This window comes from Actinomadura scrupuli, assembly GCF_050971785.1.
Classification (GTDB): Bacteria; Actinomycetota; Actinomycetes; order Streptosporangiales; family Streptosporangiaceae; genus Actinomadura_E; species Actinomadura_E scrupuli.
Map to the genome: position 1 here is coordinate 150,034 of NZ_JBPCCU010000012.1, position 17,290 is coordinate 167,323.

The following is a 17,290-nucleotide window of genomic DNA, read 5'->3' on the forward strand; positions in this document are numbered from 1 at the left end:
TCTACCTGGTGACGATGACGGGGCTGCCCGGGGGGATGCGGGCGAGCAGCCGCAGGGCCCGCGCCGGCACGCGTACGCAGCCGTGGGTCACCGCGTGGCCGAAGACCTCGCTGCTGGGCCAGGTATGGAGGGCGATCGTGCCGGGGCCGCCGTCGAAGGTCTTCAGGACGTCTGAGTGCGCTCCCAAGGGGAAGAAGAGCCGGCTGTAGGTGGGGTGCGCGGGGGTCAGTGTGGTCAGTATGAACGTGCGCCCGAGCGGGGTGGGCGTCTCGGCCGTGCCCACCGCGACCTTCCATCTCGCGACCCGGTGGCCGCCGCGCAGCACCGTGGCCCGATGCGCGGCCGCCTCGATCCGGACCAGGTAATCGCTGTGCCGGGTCTGCAGGCGGCCCTCGCCGGTGCTGATCCATCCGGTGGCGCGGTTCGGGCGGCTGGGCAGCAGGATCCGCTGCCAGCCGGGCACGGACGCTATCACCGGCACCCAGGTGGGGGCACCCAGCTGGGTGCTGGGCAGCCTGGCGATGGGCCGTCCCCCCGGACTGGCGTAGACCACGCGCTGCGCCGTCGGATGCACCACCTCCCCGCTGGGAGCCGCGAAGGGGTCGGTGTCGAGCGGCGTCCGGGACACGACCGTGTAGGTCGTCGCCTTCGGCAGCCTGGCCAGCTTCTTCGGAGAGATGGCGGGACTCGTCGGTATGGGCGGTGCCGGAGTGGCGGTTCTGCTCGGTATCGGCGGTGCCGGAGTCGGAGGTCGGTCCCCCGTGACCGCGAACACCGTGGTGATCAACGCCATGAGCGCCGTCGCCCCACCGACGATCAGCCGGCGTGGCCCGCGCTCGGACGCGCCCGGCTGCCATGCCCGCGTCGAGGACACCATCGAACGCGGCCGGGACGGCGGTAAGTCGTCCGGCTCGGCACGCTGCGAACGGCCTTGCACCTGCTCACTCCTTCTCGTACTCGGTCGCCGCGCGGAAGTGCCGAAACGAGCACCGCATGGACCGGGCAACACGCTGCCACCTCCGCCCGCAAGTGATCCCCAACGGTGCACCTCGATCAACCCCGCATCAGGTAAGCCCGCCGCATAAGTCGCCCGCGGCGAGGTACGGCCGGAGCTGGACACGGATGCGTCAAGCCGGAGCGGCACGTGACCGAGTGCGCCGCCACCCGGGTGCACGGGGTCTCAGGTGCCGGCCGCGTACCGCCAGAAGTCCCGCATCAGCTCGGGCGTGGTCGGTCCGGCCATCTCCCGCTGGCTGAGCAGGATGGTGACCGTGCCGGTGGACGGGATGATGTGCGCTGCCGTACCGCTGCCGCCGACCCAGCCGTAGCGTCCCGGCACGCTCCAGGGGTCGGTGGTCTCGACATCGACCGAGCCGCCGAAACCCCAGCTCCGGCCCTCCAGGAACAGTTCGCCGGCCTCGCGCTGGGACCGGGTGAGCTGGCCGGTGGTCATCTGCCGTACCGACGCGGGTGACAACAGCCGGCGCCCGTCGACGGTGCCCTCGGCGAGCAGCATCCGGGCGAAGGAGTGCCAGTCGTCGGCGGTCGAGACCAGCCCGCCGGCACCGGACGGGAACGCCGGCAGGCTGCTCCACTGCCCGCCGGGGGCGTCGGCCAGTGTCAGGCCGCCCGCAGGGTCGGCCCGGTAGAGGCCGGTGAACCGGTCGAGCTTGCCGGCCGGTACCTCGAATCCGGTGTCGGCCATGCCGAGCGGCTCGAACAGCCGCTCGGCCAGGAACTCGGGCAACGGACGGCCCGAGACCCTGGCGATCAGCACTCCCTGGATGTCGGAGCAGGTGTTGTACAGCCACGCGTCGCCCGGCTGGTGCAGCAGCGGAACGCGGGACAGCGCCGCCATCCATTCGTCCGGCGCCGCGACGAACTGCGGGGAGAGGCCGTGCTTCTGCACCTCGTCGAACAACAGCTCGACCGCGGGCAGCGAGAAGTCGGACGCGAAGCCGTACCCCGCCCGGGAGGCGAGCAGGTCGAACACGGTGATCGGCCTGACCGCCGGGACCACGTCGTCGACCGGAGCGGCCGGCGTGCGGACGACGGACGGTGACGCCAGCTCCGGCAGCCACTGCCCAACCGGATCGTCCAGCGCGATCCGGCCGTCCTCGACCAGCATCATGACCGCCGCGGCGACGATGGGCTTGGTGATCGAGGCGATGCGGAAGATCGAATCCCTGGCCATCGGCGTGCCGCCGAGGTCGGCAGAGCCGGCGACCTCCACCTCGACCCGGTCACCGCGAGCCACCAGGCCCACCGCTCCCGGCACCGATCCGTTGCCGACGTAGGTCTTCAGGAGATCGTGCAGGTCGCCCATCGGTCCGCCTTCCCTCGTGCGTGCCCGGAAGCGCCCGGATGTCTCCGGAAGCGCCGGAGAGAAAGACTATGAGCGGCGTAGGACAGGGAACCGGACCATGAGCGGGATCCGGCCGCCACCTGTGGGATCACCGTGCGGATCCCGTTCAGCGCAGGGAGGCCGCCGCGTCCTGTGCACGTGCCACGTCGCCGGCGCGCAGCAGGGGCGGGGAGAGCAGTCGCGCGGAGCCCCGCCGGTAGAGGGCCGCGGGTCGTCCGATCTCGGGAATCGTGCGCTCGCCGGTGGGTTCCACGAATCGGTCGGCTCGAGTGACCTTGCGGCGGAAATTGCTCGGGTCGAGCGGGAGTCCCCAGATGGCCTCGTAGACGTGGCGCAGGTCGCCGATGGTGAAGGGCTCTGCGCAGAAGGCGGCCGCCACGGTCGTGTACTCGAGCTGCGATCTGGCCCTGTCCAGGGCGTCTCGCAGGATGGTGAGGTGGTCGAAGGCCAGCTCGATCCGCTCTTCGAGCAGCGGCTGTACCGGCACCCACCGTGCCGCCCGGGCATCCGAGCCGGCCACCGGCGTGGGCAGATCCGGGCCGAGGGCGAGATAGGCCACTGTGATCACCCGGCCCCGGGGGTCGCGGCCGGGGTCCCCGTAGGTGCGCAGCTGCTGCAGGTGCAGCCGCCGGCCGTCGAGCCCGGTCTCCTCCTCCAGCTCCCGCCCCGCGGCGCTGTCGAGGGTTTCGTCCTCCCTTACGTGGCCGCCGGGGAGCGCCGGCAGACCCGGATAGGGCTCCTTGCCACGTTCGACCAGCAGTACCTGCAACTCGTCCCGACGCACGGTGAGGATCACCAGATCCACCGTCACCGCGACCGGGCGGACCCGGCCGGGCCCCTCAACGTTCCCGATCACTGGCCGCTCACTAAAGGTAGGGTTGACCTTAACTGGCCTTCGACTTAAAGTCACTTATACCTGAAGTCGACTCCGCCCACCCCCGGCGGCAGACGTCACCCAGCGGCGACGGTACCGATGTCCAGCCTGCCGGCCCGACCCTGCGGCCGGCCGGGACCCCCTACGCCAGGAGGGCGCATGGAGGGATTCATTCTCGGTGTGGTGGGTTCGCTCGCGGCGACGGCACTCACCGTCGCAGGCGGATGGATGTTCTCCCAGAAGGTGCGGCAGTGGCCGATGGCGGTGCTCTCCCGTTTCACCGGCCTCGGTGTCCAGCGCGTCTATCCCCAGCAGCGGATGGCCAATCTCGACCTGCCCGGCGAGTTACGGCGAGCGCGCTGGGTGAACGTGCTCACCGGTCGTGGAAACGAACTGACCCGTGACGGCTTCTCTGCGGTCTGGGCGGGAGTCGCCGGCCGCGTGGAGTCCGTACGCGTGCTGCTGCCCGACCCGGGCCTCGGACCGGACTCCTGGCTCTCCCGGCGCGAGGCCGACATGCGCCGGGTCGAGCTGGGGATTCATTCCGGGCTGCTCGCCGACCAGGTCCGAGCCAACGCCGCGTACATACAGGAGGTCGCCCGGCAGCGCGAATCGGTGGCGCTGCGGTTCTACGACCTGCCGAACCTCTATCGCGTCATCATCACCGACAACATCGCCTATTTGACGATCTATGGTCATGCCGAGCACGGCCGTAACTCACCATGCATCGTCGCGCGCCGGCCAGGACTGATGTACGACTTCGCCGTGCAGCTCTTCGCCACCGCCTGGAAGCACGGCCGGCCCGCCGACGGTCAGGCCGGCACCTGATCGGGGGGCACACCGGCCCAGGTGACGAGCGGCGCCGTGCCGGTCTCAGCCGACGGTCGTCAGGTGGGACAGCAGCCGCTCCAGGACGGTGGCCGCGTTCCGCGCCGCCACGGAGTGATAGGCGTCGTTCTTGACCGAGTCGGCCTTGTCGGAGATCCCGCGGATGGCGAGCCAGCCCAGCGGGGCCCCATCGTCGGTCACTCCTTCGTAGAAGGCCTGGGCGAGGCCGCCGGCCTCGGTCTCCACCGCCAGGGTCTTGTCGTTGAACAGGCCGAGGTAACGGCGGACGTCGGAGCCGGAGTCGGCGAGGACCGCCTCCCCGGAGCCGATCGGCCCGGAGAGCACCTTGAACGGCCGCCCGGCCCCCTCCGGATCGGTGCCCATGAGGTGCAGGGGGGTCTCGTGGTCGGCGAAGAAGTCGTTGACGGCGTGCAGGACCACCCCCGGCACCTGCAGGCTCTGACCGCGGCGCAGCACCCCGTCGGAGGTCTCCTTGCGCATGTCGTAGTAGACGACCTCACGGGCGATGACCACGTCCCCCAGGTCGGTGTCCTGGTGGATGCCGCCGGCTATGCCGACCAGCGCCACATAACTCGGGGCGTACGTCGCGCGCAGGTTCTGGAACGCCGCCATGGCGGAACGCTGTCCCGGACTGAGGCACTGCGTGGCCACGACCTTGACGCTCTCGGTGCCCGCCGCGATGTGCGCCTGATGGAAGCGGTGGCCGCCCGGAGAGCTCTGCTTTCGGTAGGCACCCGAGCGCTGAAGCATGGCGACGACGGCCCTGGTCTCCACGCTCAGCGCGGTGATGACACCGAGGTCCCAGTGCTCCCGGGTGGAGGGCGCCTTCTCCGCTCGCGATCCACCGCTCTCCACGCGAGCGTTGGGGCCGATCGCGACGTTGCCGGAGATGGTGGTGTCACCCGTGCCGGTGCTCATCATCCCGTAGTTGACGATGGGGCCGTTGTGCTGCTCATCCATGAGCGGTTCCTATGAATCGGGAGAGGTCGTTGCGAGCCCGAATCGGGCAGCGTTCAGGAGGCGCTGGCATCCTGCCCCACCGCCATGGTGCCGGTGTTCACGATCTTGCCGCTTCCGGTCTGGATGATGCCGTAGTTGAGAATGGCGGCCTGCCGTGCGCGGTATTCACCCGTGTCCACGTTCTTTTCCTCGAGGAAGTCGAGGATTATCTCCAGCAGCCTGCGCTCGACGATCTTTGCGTACTTGGTGGCGTCCACGGACTGGAAGAAATGATGGAACTTGGTGCTCGTGGCCAGCTCCCGGATGCTCTGGCGGGCCCCGAAGTCCTTGATCTCGTCCGTTCGATGGGACGGATGATCCCAGGCTTCGTCGACCTCGGTCTCCTGCACCGAGTCCAGGGACTTACGGGACTGCCAGAGCTGGAACAGCCTCAGCGGCCAGAAGAAGATGGTGATTCCCGCCCCGATGGCCTCACCGATCATGACCAGGAACGACTCGCCCGCGATCTCCGCGACCTTTCGGCCCGAGATGCGCTCCGGCATCCGGTCCACCTCGTGGTAGGCCGCTTGGATCGGCGGGAGCACATAGGCGTGCAACTCGCAGTAGAGAGTGCGGCCGCGTACGTCGAAGTTCACGAACAGCGAGTTCATGAGTTCCTGCTCCCAGGCGCCCACCCGGATGCAGAGGTATTCCCGGGCCGCGTCGTACCCCTCCTCCCCCTGCCGCAGCAGGGCACCGGGCTCCTCCGACGGTCGCGGCCGATGGCGTCCGATGGCGGTCCGGTACCACCGGCGGGTGAGGTCGAGCCCGGCGACCCTCTCCTCCTCCGGCACGTCGGTCCGCAGTGCGAGCTCCAAGCGCTCTTCGACATAGGACAACATCTCGTCGCGGGTGAAACTCTTGATCTGCCTGTTGTTCGATGACTCCGCCGCCACGCTCGTCATGCCGTTCGATGACATCGGATCGGAGGCCGCGTTCAGCAGAATCGGAAAGGACCAGGACTTCATCGAGGTACCGGCTCCGACGAACGGACGGTAGCCGCTGTAGTAGACCACTCCGTTACGGCTGTCCTGTTCCCTGGCGATACGCCGGGAGACGGTCTCGGTGAGCTGGCGGTGCCGGGGGGTGCCGCCGTTGAAGCGGGTCTGGCCGGCGGTGGAGGTCTTGAGCCGCGAGGTCAGGATCTGCCGTGTGGTGAGCTTCTCCAGGAAGATCGCCGCCCAGGTGAGCCACAGCCAGAGGAAGACCCCGATGACCAGTCCCTTTCCGCCGAAGACCAAGCACACGACGGGGACCAGCGGGCTCAGGAAGATCACTCGCCGCTTCAGCTTCTGCCGGTCGCCGGCCAGCAGGGCGTGCCCGAGCACCGGGAGGACATCGAAGCCGTACGAGGGCGCGACGAACCTGCGTCCGCTCTTGAGCAGCTCCTTGATGACCGATTCGGCGTAGGCCGCGTCCAGATGAACCCCCGCGCAGAGCAGGCGAGTGACCATGCTCTGCGCCTGCGTGCCCGACTGATCGCTCCGTACGGCCGAGGGCGTCACGGCTGACGCGTGCCGGCCCTCGCCCGCCGCACCGCCGTCGTCTTCGCTGCCAATCATGATCTTTCCTTTCTCCGCATGCGGTGGCGGACCGGCCCCGAGCCCACGAGGAACCGTGGGTGCCGTGCCCGGCAGGTCAAAGAGATGAGGGCTCGCGCTGCTGCAGACCGTAGGAGGAGGCAATGGCATTCCAGACGATCACGAAGCTCTCCTTGTTCTGGGTTGCTCGCTTACCGATCGTCATCGCTTTCTTGTAATTGCTGTTCCGGACACTCGTCCTGGAAGTGCAAGTCACGCTCATGTCGGTCCCCCAGGCCGAAAACGCCTTGTCCGCCTCGGCTGAAGCCCGGAGTGCGGCGGACAGTGTCCGGACGGCCTCCGGACCGCCGGACACCTCACTCATATCCGCCTGCTCCACCTGATCGGCCAGCGATGATCTGCTCTGCGCCGCCTGGTCGAGCACCGCGATGTCGTTCTGGATCGAGCTACCGCACTGCTGGATGTCTGTGACCGCGGCGTCGACCGCCTGGTGGTCGGCGGCTGCCTGATCGAGGAACCGGTCGAAGCCACTCGCCTGCGTCGCGGCATCGGAGGTCGCGGGCGACACCTCGGCCGACGGTTCCGCCGTGGGTTCGTAGCTCTCCGGACCTGACGAGGGCAGGCCCGTCCCCTCGCTCAGCGGCGCGGCGGTCGGGTACGAGTCCTCGCCGCCGCCGGACGGCCACACGGCGATCAGGAAGACGACCAGGAGAATCACCCACGGAGCGATCAGTAGTGATATGGCGGAGTTCCGGGCGCCGCTGGAAAGCGAGGCGAACGCCGATATCGAATAACGGTGCACCTCGAACTTGCCGAAGCCGTCGGAATCGTAGAACTCGGCAGACTCGTCCTCGGTCGCCACGACAACCACCCCCTGCTGTGATCACGAAATCGTCTACCGGCCGACCCGAATCGATCACCCTGTACTCGGGATACACGAGATATGACGACCGGATTCACACGGCAGGACGACGGGCAATGGTCACGAATTGCTAACTCCAATTCCTGGAGGTACCGAATACAGAAGAGGGGTAGCCTTTATTGGAACACGCACTATTTATTGCATATGCCCAAAATATCCTGTTATATAGATAGTCAAGCACTAGGCAGGATATGAGTGCTATCCTACGTATAGGGCATTTTTGCCGTATTGACCGCGCCGTATGCCAGGAGCGCCGGACGACCTCGGCTGATCGGTACAGAGCGGATCACAAGGAGCGCCACTCGTGCACAGCACGTCGTTCCAGGCCGGAAGCACCTACGACAACGTCTATCTGCTCTTCGTCGACGCCTCGGGCTACTCGAACATCGTCGACTCCAACCCCCGCGACAAGGTCACCCACGCATTCGATCTGCTCCGGGAATCGATCATCGCGAGGGTGATGGCGCTGGCGGAAGAGCATCACTGCGCTCGGGCGGCACTGTGGAGTTGGCGGGGAGACGGTGGCTTCTTCGCGATCCACGACGACAGCGAGAGCATCGCCCGGGATGTGGCGCTGGGAGCGGGCGTCGGTGTACTGCGAACGGATCGCGACCACGTATGCGACGAGCTCAAGCGCATCGGTATCCAGGGTGACCTGCATATCCGTGTCGCCGTCCACAAGGGTGCCGTGCGGTATTCGGGCGGAAACGGCACCGGCTCCATCCACTCTCCGGACATCAACTTCGCCGCGCACCTCGAGAAGGTCACCCCGACCGACTGCCTTGCCATCTCCGAGGCCGTGTTCAAGGTCGCGGGCCACCATGCCGAGTCGTTCGAACCGGTCGGCTCGCATCAGGACCAGACCATCCACCTGATGTCAGTGACCGGGCGCAGCGGCGACGGTCGCCGCGCTTGGCTGACGAAGTCGGGACTGGGCGGCGGCACCCTTCTGCACGCCTACCCAGAACGTCCCAGCCAGCGGGAGAAGGCACGGCTGATCGATGTGGCATCGGCGGACATCATCGACATCGGCACCGCGCTGAACACCTGCTCGAACTATCTGGTCACCACCGAGCGCCCGGCGACCTACCGGGATGCCGTCCTGCGCTTCCTCCGCCGCGGCGGCACGTACCGCTGTGTCCTGCTGGACTCCACCGCCGAGGTGACCTCGATCTACTCCCGGCTGCGCCGCGAAGACCTGACCGCGAAGATCAAAAGGGCGTTGGACAGATTCGCGCACTTCAAGGAAGCCCACGGCGCGGACGCCGACGGCCTGCACGTCTACCAAGCGGCCGACTTCCCCGGACTGGCCGCGCTCGGCATCGATCTGGACTCCCCGCTCGGCCTCGTTCTCTACTCCCCCTACGTGTTCGCCACCGGCGAGGGGGGCCGCCGCATCGAACGCGGAGACATGCCCCATTACCTGATCAGCTCCGATTCCGGTCCGCTCTTCGACCGCATCCGTTCGGTGCTCGCCGGCTCCACGTTCCTCGACGAACGGCACCGGGTCCTGTGAAACCTCCGCCGCGACGGAACTCGGGGGCGGAGGCGATGACGTCGCGGGGCCCATACGCCTCTACGGCGCTCTCAGCGCGGTCTCGCTCCCGTCACTGGGTGGGCGGGGCGGGAGACGGGCCGGGCGCGATGACCTTGAGGTACTCCTCGTCCAGGATCTGATGGAACCGGCGGGCTCGGCGGCTTTCGGAGGTGTCGATGCACAGGGTGCGGGTGTCGGCCCAGCCGGTCGCCGTGATCGGCCTGCCATTCACTGCCTCACCGGTCATCTAGAAGATTTCGCGCGAACCTGTCAGCGCTTCGGTCTTGGACAGGAAGTTACTCAGCTCTTCGCCTTGGCGCCACAGCGCCTCCAGTTCGGTACGGCATCGCGCCGCGACCTGTGGGTCGTTCAGCAGTTTCGCACCGCAGACGATCCCGTCGCCGTCATAGCGCACCTGATAAACGGCCCGGTCGCCGAGGACGATGATCTCCGGCAACAACTCGACGACCTCCATCGAGGCGACGACGGAGGGGAACAGCACCTTGATGCGCTCGCCGAGATCGGCGCGGATGCGCAGGACGTACAGCTCCCACCGCAGGTAGTCCGACAGCGGCAATTCCACGAACCGCACACGGCGCTGGATGATGCCCTTGGCGTCGAGGCGTCGCTGGTGTTCACGGATGCCGGCGCGCATCTGGTCCGCGAGCAGGTGAGAGCGCGACCAATCGCCTTCCGCCATCGCCGCCCAGCTCGGCACGTCGGGCTCCCGGAAGACCTGGCGGCGCTCCAGCTTCCACGAGGAGTCGACCCGCCAGAAGCGAGCCTCGAAATCCTCGAAATAGTCATCCAGCCAGCTCCCTGCCGGGAAGCCGCGCGAGGCGCTCAAGCATCGGGAATGTCAGGCTTGGCCGCAATGATCATATTGCGGGGTATGACCACTAAACGCTCGTCGGCGACGATGCCCACACCTGGCGGCAGCCGATCGGCGTACTGATCGGTCAGATCACGGCCGATCACCGCGATGTCACCGTTGTCGAGTTCCCAGATGTCCGGGCATGCGGGCGTGGCATTGGTGTCGCCGAGTTCCAGTGCCGATTTGCCCAGCCGCCGCCTGAATCCGGCCGCGGGATCGGCCTCCCAAGGTCGTTTCACGCTGGTCCCTCACGTCGTTCGCCGGTGCGTCTTCCGAGCTTCGCACGCGGTGACGATCCGAACAATAATTACCGGGCAAGGAATTCCCCGGTAGATCTGTTCCAGACCGACAGTAGGAGACGGAGAGACAGCGTCAGCAGGTGGTGTGGAAAAGCCCGCCGACCTGCTCGGTCTCGGTGAGCCGGTTGTAGAGCTCGACCGCGGTGGTCGTCTCCTCGACGTGCACCTGGACGCCCGCGTCCTCCAGCAGTTTCAGGGTCTCAGGCATGGTGTGCAGGCGCAGTTCCATCCCGCGGCTGAGGACGATAACGCTACAGCCGTGGTCGAGGAGCTGCTGGACATCGGCGGGCTGGATGCCGGGCTGATGGCGGGTGCCGTGCTCGGACCAGTCCCAGGGGCGGCCTCCGCCGGGGTAGAGCGCGAAGTCCTTGCCGGGTTCCAGCCCTTCGACCTCCATCCGCCCCCAGGACAGGTGCGTGATGCGCGGCGACCGGTCCATCGGAGCCTCCCTTGGCGGATCGGTTTCCTCGGATCGTACGCAGGCTCGACAGTGATCAGGAGGCGGCGAGGGCTTCGGTGGGGGCCAGGCGGGCGGCGCGGATCGCGGGATAGAGGCCGGCCAGGCCGCCGATGACGAGGGTGGCGGCCACTCCGCCGATCATCGCCCAGGGCGGGACGACCGTCGGCCAGCGCTGGGTGGAGGCGTAGACGGCGGTGACGACGATGCCGAGGGCCACCCCGCCGATCCCGCCGAGGGCGGCCAGCAGTTGCGACTCGGCGAGGAACTGGACGCGGATCTGCCCCCGGGTGGCGCCCAGCGAGCGGCGCAGCCCGATCTCGGCGCGGCGTTCGAGCACCGAGATGACCATGGTGTTGGCGACCCCGACCCCGCCGACCAGCAGAGCGACACCGCCGAGCCCGAGCAGCAGTCCGGTGAAGGCCCGATCGGCGGCGGTCTGCGCGGCCAGCGCGTCCGACGGCCGGCTCACCTTGACCTCATGCGGCGATTCGGGGTTGGCGGTGGCGGCGAGCAGCTCCCGTACGTGCTCGACACGGTTCTCGGCGGCCCGGGTGTAGACGGTGGTGGGGTGCCCGTTGAAGCCGAGCCGCGTGCGGGCCCCCTCCCAGCCGACCAGGGCCGCGTCGTCCAGTTCGGGGGCGAGGTCGACGGGGTTCAGGATGCCGACCACGGTGAACCACCGGCCGCCCAGCCATACCTGGACGTCCGGCCCGGCGGCACCGATGCCCAGCCGCGCGGCGGCGGCCGAGCCGAGCACGACGGCCGGATACCGCGTGGTCGCGGCGTTGAGCCAGACCCCGTCGGCCATCGTGGCGCCGACGGTGCGGGTCAGGTCGAGGCGGGCCGCCAGCACGCTGATCCCGCCGCTCTCCGCCTCGGGGATGTGATCGTTGCGGTAGACCTTGGCGTCGGTGACCTTGCCGGTCGCCGAGGCCGACAGGACGTCGGGCATCCGGCCGACCATGCCGACGGCCTCCCCGGGCAGCTCGGCGGCGTCTCCGAAGAGGTCCTGGCCGGGCGCGAGGGTCAGCAGGTTGGTGCCGAGCCGGTCGAGGGTGGCCCGCAGGTCGGCCCGGCTGGAGGTGGAGATGCCGACGACCCCGATCATGGCGGCGATGCCGATCGCGATGCCCAGGGCGGACAGGAAGACCCGTAGCGGCCGGGCCCGCAGGCCGGCGGCGCCGACCCGCAGCACGTCCGGCGGGCTCAGGCGGGGCGCCCGGTCGGCGCTCCTCGCGCTCGTACGGCTCACGACGTCACCACCAGATCGGCGCCGGAGTCGCGGACCACCTGGCCGTCGCGCATCTCGATCCGCCGGGGCAGCGACGCCGCGATGTCCCGCTCATGGGTGATCACGACGACGGTCGTACCGGTGCCCGCCAGCTCGCGCAGCAGAGTGAGCACGCCGGCGCCGGACACCGAGTCCAGCGCCCCGGTCGGCTCGTCGGCCAGCAGCAACGCCGGCTTCCCGACCACGGCCCGGGCGATCGCCGTCCGCTGCTTCTCACCGCCGGACAGCTGGTGCGGCCGGTGGTCCAGCCGGTGGCCGAGGCCGACCCGCTCCAGTGCCGCCCTGGCCCGCCGCTGCCGCTCGCCCAGCGGTACGCCGGCGTACAGCAGCCCGTCGGCGACGTTGCCGAGCGCCGGTACCCCGTTCGCCAGATGAAATTGCTGGAAGACGAACCCGATGCGGCTGCCGCGCAGCCTCGACAGCTGCCGGTCGGACAGCCGCGAGACGTCCCTGCCGTCGACCAGCACCGTCCCGGAGGTCGGCCGGTCGAGGGTGCCCAGCAAGTTGAGGAGGGTGGACTTCCCGGAGCCGGACGGGCCGACGATCGCCAGCAGCTCGCCGGGCTCGACGGTCAGTGACACCGCGTCGACCGCCGTGACGCCGCCGGGGTAGGTCCTGGACACTTCGCGGAGCTCCACGACGGGGGTCATGCGGGGATCCCTACCTTCATGCCTTCGCGCAGCCCGGTGCCGCTGATCTCGACCTTGCCCTCGGAGAACATCCCTGTCTCGACGGGCACCGTACGGACCGTGCCGCCCGCCACGACCTGGACCCCGTAGCGGCCGCCGGGCAGGGCCAGCAGCGCGGCGACCGGCACCGCCAGCACGTCGCGGTGCCGGTCGGCGGTCAGCCGGACGTCCACCGGGGCCTGGTCCAGGCCGCCCAGCGCCTTCTGGTCGCCGACCGAGATGGTCACCTTGATGGTCGAGGTGTCGGAGTCCCTGCTGGGGCGGGTGGCCACGGCGCCGACGCCGGTGATCGTGCCCTGGGCGGAGCCGCCGCCCGGCATCGTCAGGGCTGCCTTGGTGCCCTTCCTGGCGAGCCGCCGGAGGCCGACGTCGAGCTTGACGGTGACGCTCTGGGTGGTGCCGGTGCAGGTGAGGACCGGTCCCCCGCTGACCGGGTCGCCTGCGGCCTTCTTGTGCTCGGCCACCCGGATCGGACCGCGTGCGATCACCACGCTGCCGGGCACGACGGCGCCCGTCTCCTCGACGCCCAGATCGTCCTGCCAGCGCTCGACCGCGTCGGCGGTGGCGGGGCCGAACGTCGTGTCGACGGTGAAACCGCCGTAGCCCAGGGCCCGGAGGTTGCGTTCCAACTGGAGCACGTCGGGGCCCTGCACGCCGGTGCGCATCGTCCGGTAGAGCGGCAACGACCCGTACAGCAGCGGGATCGGATGGGTGTCGGCCCGGTAGACCGGCTCGCCGCGGGTGACCGTGGCGCCCGCTCTGGCCAGCCAGGTCAGCGTGCCCTTCCCGAGGCCGTTGATCACGCGGGGGTCGCCGTACCCGAGGGTGCCGTCGACCTCCTGCGTCGCGGTCAGCGTGGTCCGCTCGATCGCGGCGGTGGCGGGCGGCAGGGTGCTGCGTGCGGGCGCGGTGCCGCCACCGCCGCCGATCCCCGCGGCCGCCAGGCCCGCCCCGCCGAGCACCACCGCTCCGGCGGCCACCAGACCCAGCGTCTTCGCGAGCCTGGGGATCACCCTTTCTCCTCGAGCGCCGGCCGGAGCTTCGCGCAGGCCTGCTCGGCGTCCTTGTCGTTCATACGGGTCGTGCTGCCCGGGCCCGCCGTCTCCTTGACCCGGATCAGCCCGTCAGCGCCCGGGTCCTCCATGTTGACGCCGTGCCGGCGCATGCACTTGGCGAACTCCCGCATCTTGGCCACGTCCGCGGGCGACAGCTTCGGCGGTTGCCCGCCGTTCGGCAGGAGGTGACGGCACTTCTGCTGGGCCGCGTCGGTCTTCTGCTTGACCGTCTCGTCTCCCCCGCGCTGCTCCATCTTGAGCCCGCCTCCAGGCTCGGGATCCGGCATGTCGACCCCGTTGGACCGCATGCACTGCGCGTACTTGATCAGTTTTGCCTGCTCGGCGGCCCGCGCCGCGGGGCTCCGGCCGCCCGTGGGGTTCTTGCCTCCGTCCGGGGCGCAGGCCGACAGCCCGAAGGCCAGCACGGCGGTGACGGCCGCCGCGGTGAGCGTGTGTCGTCGCATGGGTGGATCTCCTGTCCGCGCCGGGTGGCTCCCCGCGCCTGGCACCGGATTCCACTCAGCCGGCCATAACCCGGGCGTAACCAAGCCGCCGTTATGCCGGCGTTACGCCCCTCCGAGGAGGCTGGGCGCCAACCGGAGCCGAGGAGGGGCCAGTGCGCGTGCTGATCGCCGAGGACGAGCGGATGCTCGCGGATTCGATCGCCGAGGGGCTGCGGGCCGAGATGCTCGCCGTGGACGTGGTGTACGACGGTGACGCGGCGCTGGAGCGGCTCGGCGTCAACGACTACGACGTGCTCGTGCTGGACCGCGACCTGCCCGTGGTGCACGGCGACGACGTGTGCCGGGCGGTGGTCGAGTCCGGCGCGCACGTGCGGGTGCTGATGCTCACCGCGGCCGTGGACGTGCCCGCCCGGGTCGCCGGGCTCTCCCTCGGGGCCGACGACTACCTGACCAAGCCGTTCGCGTTCGAGGAGCTGACCGCGCGGATCCGCGCGCTGGGCCGCCGCGCCCGCCCGGCCGATCCGCCCACGCTGGAGCGCGCGGGCGTACGGCTGGATCCGGCCCGCCGCGAGGTCTGCCGGGACGGCCGGTACGTGCCGCTGGCCCGCAAGGAGTTCGGGGTGCTGGACGAGCTGCTCCGCGCGGGCGGCACCGTCGTGTCGGCCGAGGACCTGCTGGAGAAGGTGTGGGACGAGCACATCGACCCCTTCACCAACACCGTCCGGGTCACGGTGATGAAGCTCCGCCGCAAGCTCGGTGAGCCCTCGATCATCGAGACCGTGCCGGGAGTGGGGTACCGGATCCCATGATGATCCGGCCCAGTCCCGGACCCAATCCCCTGCCCAGACCCGGACCCGGGCCCAGGACGCTCGCGCGCCGGCTGCGGCCGACCATCCGGGTCCGGCTCACCCTGCTGTACGGCGGCCTTTTCCTGGCCGCCGGCCTCGTCCTGCTCGCGGTCATCTATGCGCTGGTGGCGCAGGACCCGCAGGGGCAGTCCGTCACGATCCGCGGCTCGGCCGCACAGGGCGTGACCTTCGGGCCCGGCCCGAGCGGGGCGGCCGGCGCCAAGGAGGCCCAGCCGCCGGGCCCGGCGGAGTTCACCAACTCGGTGCGGGACACCAGGCAGGCCATGCTCAACTCCCTGCTCACCCGCGGCGGCATCGCCCTGGGCCTGGTGGGCGTGGTGACGGCCGGTCTGGGGTGGCTGATGGCCGACCGGGCGCTACGACCCGTGCACCAGGTCACCGAGACCGCCCGCAGGGTCGCGCAGGGCCACAACCTGAGCGAACGCATCGGCTACGACGGACCTGGCGACGACGTCAAGGAGCTGGCCGACAGCTTCGACACCATGCTGGCCCGCCTGGAACGCGCCTTTGACGGGCAGCGGCGGTTCGTCGCCAACGCCTCGCACGAGCTGCGCACGCCGCTGGCGATCAACCGCACCCTCGTGGACGTCGCGGTACGGCGACCGGACGCGACCGACGAGGTGCTCCGGCTCGGCGAGTCGCTGCTGGTCGTCAACGCCCGGCACGAGCGGCTCATCGACGGCCTGCTCACCCTGGCGGGCAGCGAGAACGCGATCACCGATCCGACCCCGGTGGACCTGTGCGACGTGGCCGGGCACGTCCTCGACCAGGTGGAGGCCGCGGAAGGGAGGCTCACCGTCCATCGCCTCCTCGCCCCGGCGCCGACGAGGGGCGACCCGGTCCTGCTGGAACGCCTCGTACAGAACCTCGTGGAGAACGCCGTCCGCCACAACCTCCCCGAGCACGGCGAGATCTGGCTGACCACCGGGCGTTCCCCGGACCTCGTGGAGCTGCGGGTCGCCAACACCGGTCCGGTGGTCCCGCCGTACGACGTCGAGACGATATTCGAGCCGTTCCGGCGGCTGCGGAGCCAACGGGTCGACTCCGACCGCGGCTCCGGCCTGGGTCTGTCGATCGTCCGGGCGATCGCCACCGCCCACGGCGGCACCGTGCACGCCGAGCCACATGCCGGCGGCGGCCTCACCCTCGTCGTCCGGATGCCTCCCAGCCCCTAGCGCCATCCCGTAGTGAGTCTCCGTGGTGGGTTTCCGTGGTGGGTTTCCGTGGTGAGCACGGATGCCCGGTGACCTGTGCGGAAGCGATGCTTTTCAGGTAAGGGAACACCGAGCGGAACGAGGTCGCAGATGTCCGTCAAGATGTACGCCAACCTGCCGGTGGAGGATCTGGCCGTTTCCAAGCGGTTCTTCACCGAGCTGGGGTTCGCGTTCAACGAGCAGTGGTCCGACGAGAACGTGGAGGCCATCGTCGTCAGTGACGAGGCCGGGGTGCTGCTCTTCGCGAAGTCCTACTTCAAGACCTTCACCCCCCGGGAGGTCGCCGACGCCACCTCCACCACCGAGGTGGTCCTGTCGCTGGGCGTCGAGACCCGGGCCCGGGTCGACGAGCTGGCGGACAAGGCGCTCGCCGTGGGCGGCCGGCCCGCCAACGAGACCCAGGACCTGGGGTTCATGTACACCCGGAGCTTCGCCGATCCCGACGGGCACCTCTGGGAGGTCATCTGGATGGACATGGCCGGCGCGCCGCAGGCCTGCCCGGGCGGGCGGGCGGGGCGTGACCGCCCGGCCCGCCCCGGCACGGCCCCCCGAGACGGACCACCCAGGAGACCCCTCATGACCAGCGAAGCCATCGACCAGTACGTCAAGGAACAGCTCCAGCCGGAACACCAGGACATCGTCGCGATCCTGCGCGAGCTCATGAAGGCGTGCGCTCCGGGCTCGGAGGAGGTGATCCGCTACGGGTCACCGGCCTGGAAGGACCGGAACTTCCTGGCGATCATCAGCCGCAGCAAGACGCACGTCACCTTCGCCTTCGAGCGGGGCGCGGAGTTCGACGACGCCCACGGCCTGCTGGAGGGCACCGGCAAGAGGACCCGGCACGTCAAGATCAAGAGCGTGGCCGACATGGACCGGGACGCGCTGCGCGACTACATCGGGCAGGCCGTACGGCTGGACGCCGCGTAGCCCCCCACGCGTAGTCCCCACGCGTGCCCCACGCGTGGCCCCCATTCTCCTTGGATGCCGC

General features: G+C 69.5%; 19 protein-coding genes. 5 read left to right on the forward strand and 14 right to left on the reverse strand.

Translation table 11 applies throughout. The annotated features are described in order from the left end of the window. Position 1: 1 nt before the first annotated feature. The 3 genes from ACRYCC_RS38475 to ACRYCC_RS38485 all read right to left on the reverse strand — a co-directional run bounded on the left by ACRYCC_RS38475 (position 2) and on the right by ACRYCC_RS38485 (position 3,221). A complete protein-coding gene (locus ACRYCC_RS38475; protein WP_433819007.1) occupies positions 2–937 on the reverse strand; it encodes a L,D-transpeptidase in 936 nt (311 codons plus the stop codon). A 243-nt stretch (positions 938–1,180) separates the two neighbouring features. Next, positions 1,181–2,326: a serine hydrolase domain-containing protein gene (locus ACRYCC_RS38480; RefSeq protein WP_433819008.1), complete on the reverse strand. Its 1,146-nt coding sequence runs from the start codon at positions 2,324–2,326 to the stop codon at positions 1,181–1,183. Positions 2,327–2,471: 145 nt separating this feature from the next. Further along, positions 2,472–3,221, reverse strand: coding sequence for an NUDIX hydrolase (locus tag ACRYCC_RS38485; RefSeq protein WP_433819009.1), 750 nt, complete (start codon positions 3,219–3,221; stop codon positions 2,472–2,474). A 177-nt stretch (positions 3,222–3,398) separates the two neighbouring features. Here ACRYCC_RS38485 and ACRYCC_RS38490 point away from each other — a divergent pair, with 177 nt between their 5' ends. After that, a complete protein-coding gene (locus tag ACRYCC_RS38490) occupies positions 3,399–4,067 on the forward strand; it encodes a hypothetical protein (protein WP_433819010.1) in 669 nt (222 codons plus the stop codon). Between the two features lie 45 nt (positions 4,068–4,112). Here the strand turns inward: ACRYCC_RS38490 and ACRYCC_RS38495 are convergent, their stop codons facing one another. The 3 genes from ACRYCC_RS38495 to ACRYCC_RS38505 all read right to left on the reverse strand — a co-directional run bounded on the left by ACRYCC_RS38495 (position 4,113) and on the right by ACRYCC_RS38505 (position 7,490). After that, positions 4,113–5,048 carry a 5'-methylthioadenosine/S-adenosylhomocysteine nucleosidase family protein gene (locus ACRYCC_RS38495; protein ID WP_433819011.1) on the reverse strand — a complete coding sequence of 312 codons (936 nt, stop codon included), beginning with the start codon at positions 5,046–5,048 and terminating at the stop codon, positions 4,113–4,115. Positions 5,049–5,101: 53 nt separating this feature from the next. Further along, a complete protein-coding gene (locus ACRYCC_RS38500; protein WP_433819012.1) occupies positions 5,102–6,649 on the reverse strand; it encodes an AbeC-like domain-containing protein in 1,548 nt (515 codons plus the stop codon). Between the two features lie 76 nt (positions 6,650–6,725). Continuing rightward, positions 6,726–7,490: a hypothetical protein gene (locus ACRYCC_RS38505; RefSeq protein ID WP_433819013.1), complete on the reverse strand. Its 765-nt coding sequence runs from the start codon at positions 7,488–7,490 to the stop codon at positions 6,726–6,728. Between the two features lie 364 nt (positions 7,491–7,854). Between ACRYCC_RS38505 and ACRYCC_RS38510 the strand changes: the two genes are divergently transcribed. Then, complete coding sequence (locus tag ACRYCC_RS38510; RefSeq protein ID WP_433819014.1) at positions 7,855–9,066, forward strand: hypothetical protein; 1,212 nt, start codon at positions 7,855–7,857, stop codon at positions 9,064–9,066. Positions 9,067–9,157: 91 nt separating this feature from the next. Here ACRYCC_RS38510 and ACRYCC_RS38515 read toward each other — a convergent pair whose 3' ends face one another. The 8 genes from ACRYCC_RS38515 to ACRYCC_RS38550 all read right to left on the reverse strand — a co-directional run bounded on the left by ACRYCC_RS38515 (position 9,158) and on the right by ACRYCC_RS38550 (position 14,219). Next, entirely contained in the window at positions 9,158–9,334 is a 177-nt protein-coding gene (locus ACRYCC_RS38515; protein ID WP_433819015.1) for a hypothetical protein, read from the reverse strand. Then, complete coding sequence (locus ACRYCC_RS38520; RefSeq protein ID WP_433819016.1) at positions 9,335–9,934, reverse strand: DUF6879 family protein; 600 nt, start codon at positions 9,932–9,934, stop codon at positions 9,335–9,337. It lies immediately after the preceding gene. Next, positions 9,931–10,200, reverse strand: coding sequence for a hypothetical protein (locus ACRYCC_RS38525; protein ID WP_433819017.1), 270 nt, complete (start codon positions 10,198–10,200; stop codon positions 9,931–9,933). The genes ACRYCC_RS38520 and ACRYCC_RS38525 overlap by 4 nt, the downstream gene beginning before the upstream one ends. Positions 10,201–10,333: 133 nt before the next feature. Then, the gene (locus ACRYCC_RS38530; RefSeq protein ID WP_433819018.1) at positions 10,334–10,699 is read right to left on the reverse strand and encodes an Mth938-like domain-containing protein; all 366 of its coding nucleotides are present in this window, start codon (positions 10,697–10,699) and stop codon (positions 10,334–10,336) included. Between the two features lie 55 nt (positions 10,700–10,754). Further along, on the reverse strand, positions 10,755–11,972 hold the full coding sequence (locus tag ACRYCC_RS38535; RefSeq protein ID WP_433819019.1) for an ABC transporter permease: 1,218 nt from the start codon (positions 11,970–11,972) through the stop codon (positions 10,755–10,757). Continuing rightward, the gene (locus ACRYCC_RS38540) at positions 11,969–12,661 is read right to left on the reverse strand and encodes an ABC transporter ATP-binding protein (protein ID WP_433819020.1); all 693 of its coding nucleotides are present in this window, start codon (positions 12,659–12,661) and stop codon (positions 11,969–11,971) included. Before ACRYCC_RS38540 ends, ACRYCC_RS38535 begins: the two co-directional genes overlap by 4 nt. After that, positions 12,658–13,713 carry a peptidoglycan-binding protein gene (locus tag ACRYCC_RS38545; protein ID WP_433819021.1) on the reverse strand — a complete coding sequence of 352 codons (1,056 nt, stop codon included), beginning with the start codon at positions 13,711–13,713 and terminating at the stop codon, positions 12,658–12,660. Before ACRYCC_RS38545 ends, ACRYCC_RS38540 begins: the two co-directional genes overlap by 4 nt. Next, positions 13,710–14,219 carry a hypothetical protein gene (locus ACRYCC_RS38550; protein WP_433819022.1) on the reverse strand — a complete coding sequence of 170 codons (510 nt, stop codon included), beginning with the start codon at positions 14,217–14,219 and terminating at the stop codon, positions 13,710–13,712. Before ACRYCC_RS38550 ends, ACRYCC_RS38545 begins: the two co-directional genes overlap by 4 nt. Positions 14,220–14,371: 152 nt before the next feature. On the opposite strand from ACRYCC_RS38550, the gene ACRYCC_RS38555 reads away from it, so the two are divergent. From ACRYCC_RS38555 to ACRYCC_RS38565, 3 genes are all read left to right on the forward strand, one after another. Beyond that, on the forward strand, positions 14,372–15,028 hold the full coding sequence (locus ACRYCC_RS38555; protein ID WP_433819023.1) for a response regulator transcription factor: 657 nt from the start codon (positions 14,372–14,374) through the stop codon (positions 15,026–15,028). Beyond that, complete coding sequence (locus tag ACRYCC_RS38560; RefSeq protein ID WP_433819024.1) at positions 15,025–16,263, forward strand: sensor histidine kinase; 1,239 nt, start codon at positions 15,025–15,027, stop codon at positions 16,261–16,263. The genes ACRYCC_RS38555 and ACRYCC_RS38560 overlap by 4 nt, the downstream gene beginning before the upstream one ends. A gap of 129 nt (positions 16,264–16,392) precedes the next feature. Then, a complete protein-coding gene (locus ACRYCC_RS38565; protein ID WP_433819025.1) occupies positions 16,393–17,229 on the forward strand; it encodes a DUF1801 domain-containing protein in 837 nt (278 codons plus the stop codon). The last annotated feature ends 61 nt before the right edge of the window (positions 17,230–17,290 follow it).

What these genes read in the sequence shown, in the direction of transcription:
- ACRYCC_RS38480 (WP_433819008.1), bottom strand. Translation starts at nt 2,326, where the DNA reads ATGGGCGACCTGCACGATCTCCTGAAGACCTACGTCGGCAACGGATCG.
- ACRYCC_RS38490 (WP_433819010.1), top strand. Translation starts at nt 3,399, where the DNA reads ATGGAGGGATTCATTCTCGGTGTGGTGGGTTCGCTCGCGGCGACGGCA.
- ACRYCC_RS38495 (WP_433819011.1), bottom strand. Translation starts at nt 5,048, where the DNA reads ATGGATGAGCAGCACAACGGCCCCATCGTCAACTACGGGATGATGAGC.
- ACRYCC_RS38500 (WP_433819012.1), bottom strand. Translation starts at nt 6,649, where the DNA reads ATGATTGGCAGCGAAGACGACGGCGGTGCGGCGGGCGAGGGCCGGCAC.
- ACRYCC_RS38515 (WP_433819015.1), bottom strand. Translation starts at nt 9,334, where the DNA reads ATGACCGGTGAGGCAGTGAATGGCAGGCCGATCACGGCGACCGGCTGG.
- ACRYCC_RS38530 (WP_433819018.1), bottom strand. Translation starts at nt 10,699, where the DNA reads ATGGACCGGTCGCCGCGCATCACGCACCTGTCCTGGGGGCGGATGGAG.
- ACRYCC_RS38540 (WP_433819020.1), bottom strand. Translation starts at nt 12,661, where the DNA reads ATGACCCCCGTCGTGGAGCTCCGCGAAGTGTCCAGGACCTACCCCGGC.
- ACRYCC_RS38550 (WP_433819022.1), bottom strand. Translation starts at nt 14,219, where the DNA reads ATGCGACGACACACGCTCACCGCGGCGGCCGTCACCGCCGTGCTGGCC.
- ACRYCC_RS38560 (WP_433819024.1), top strand. Translation starts at nt 15,025, where the DNA reads ATGATGATCCGGCCCAGTCCCGGACCCAATCCCCTGCCCAGACCCGGA.
- ACRYCC_RS38565 (WP_433819025.1), top strand. Translation starts at nt 16,393, where the DNA reads ATGTCCGTCAAGATGTACGCCAACCTGCCGGTGGAGGATCTGGCCGTT.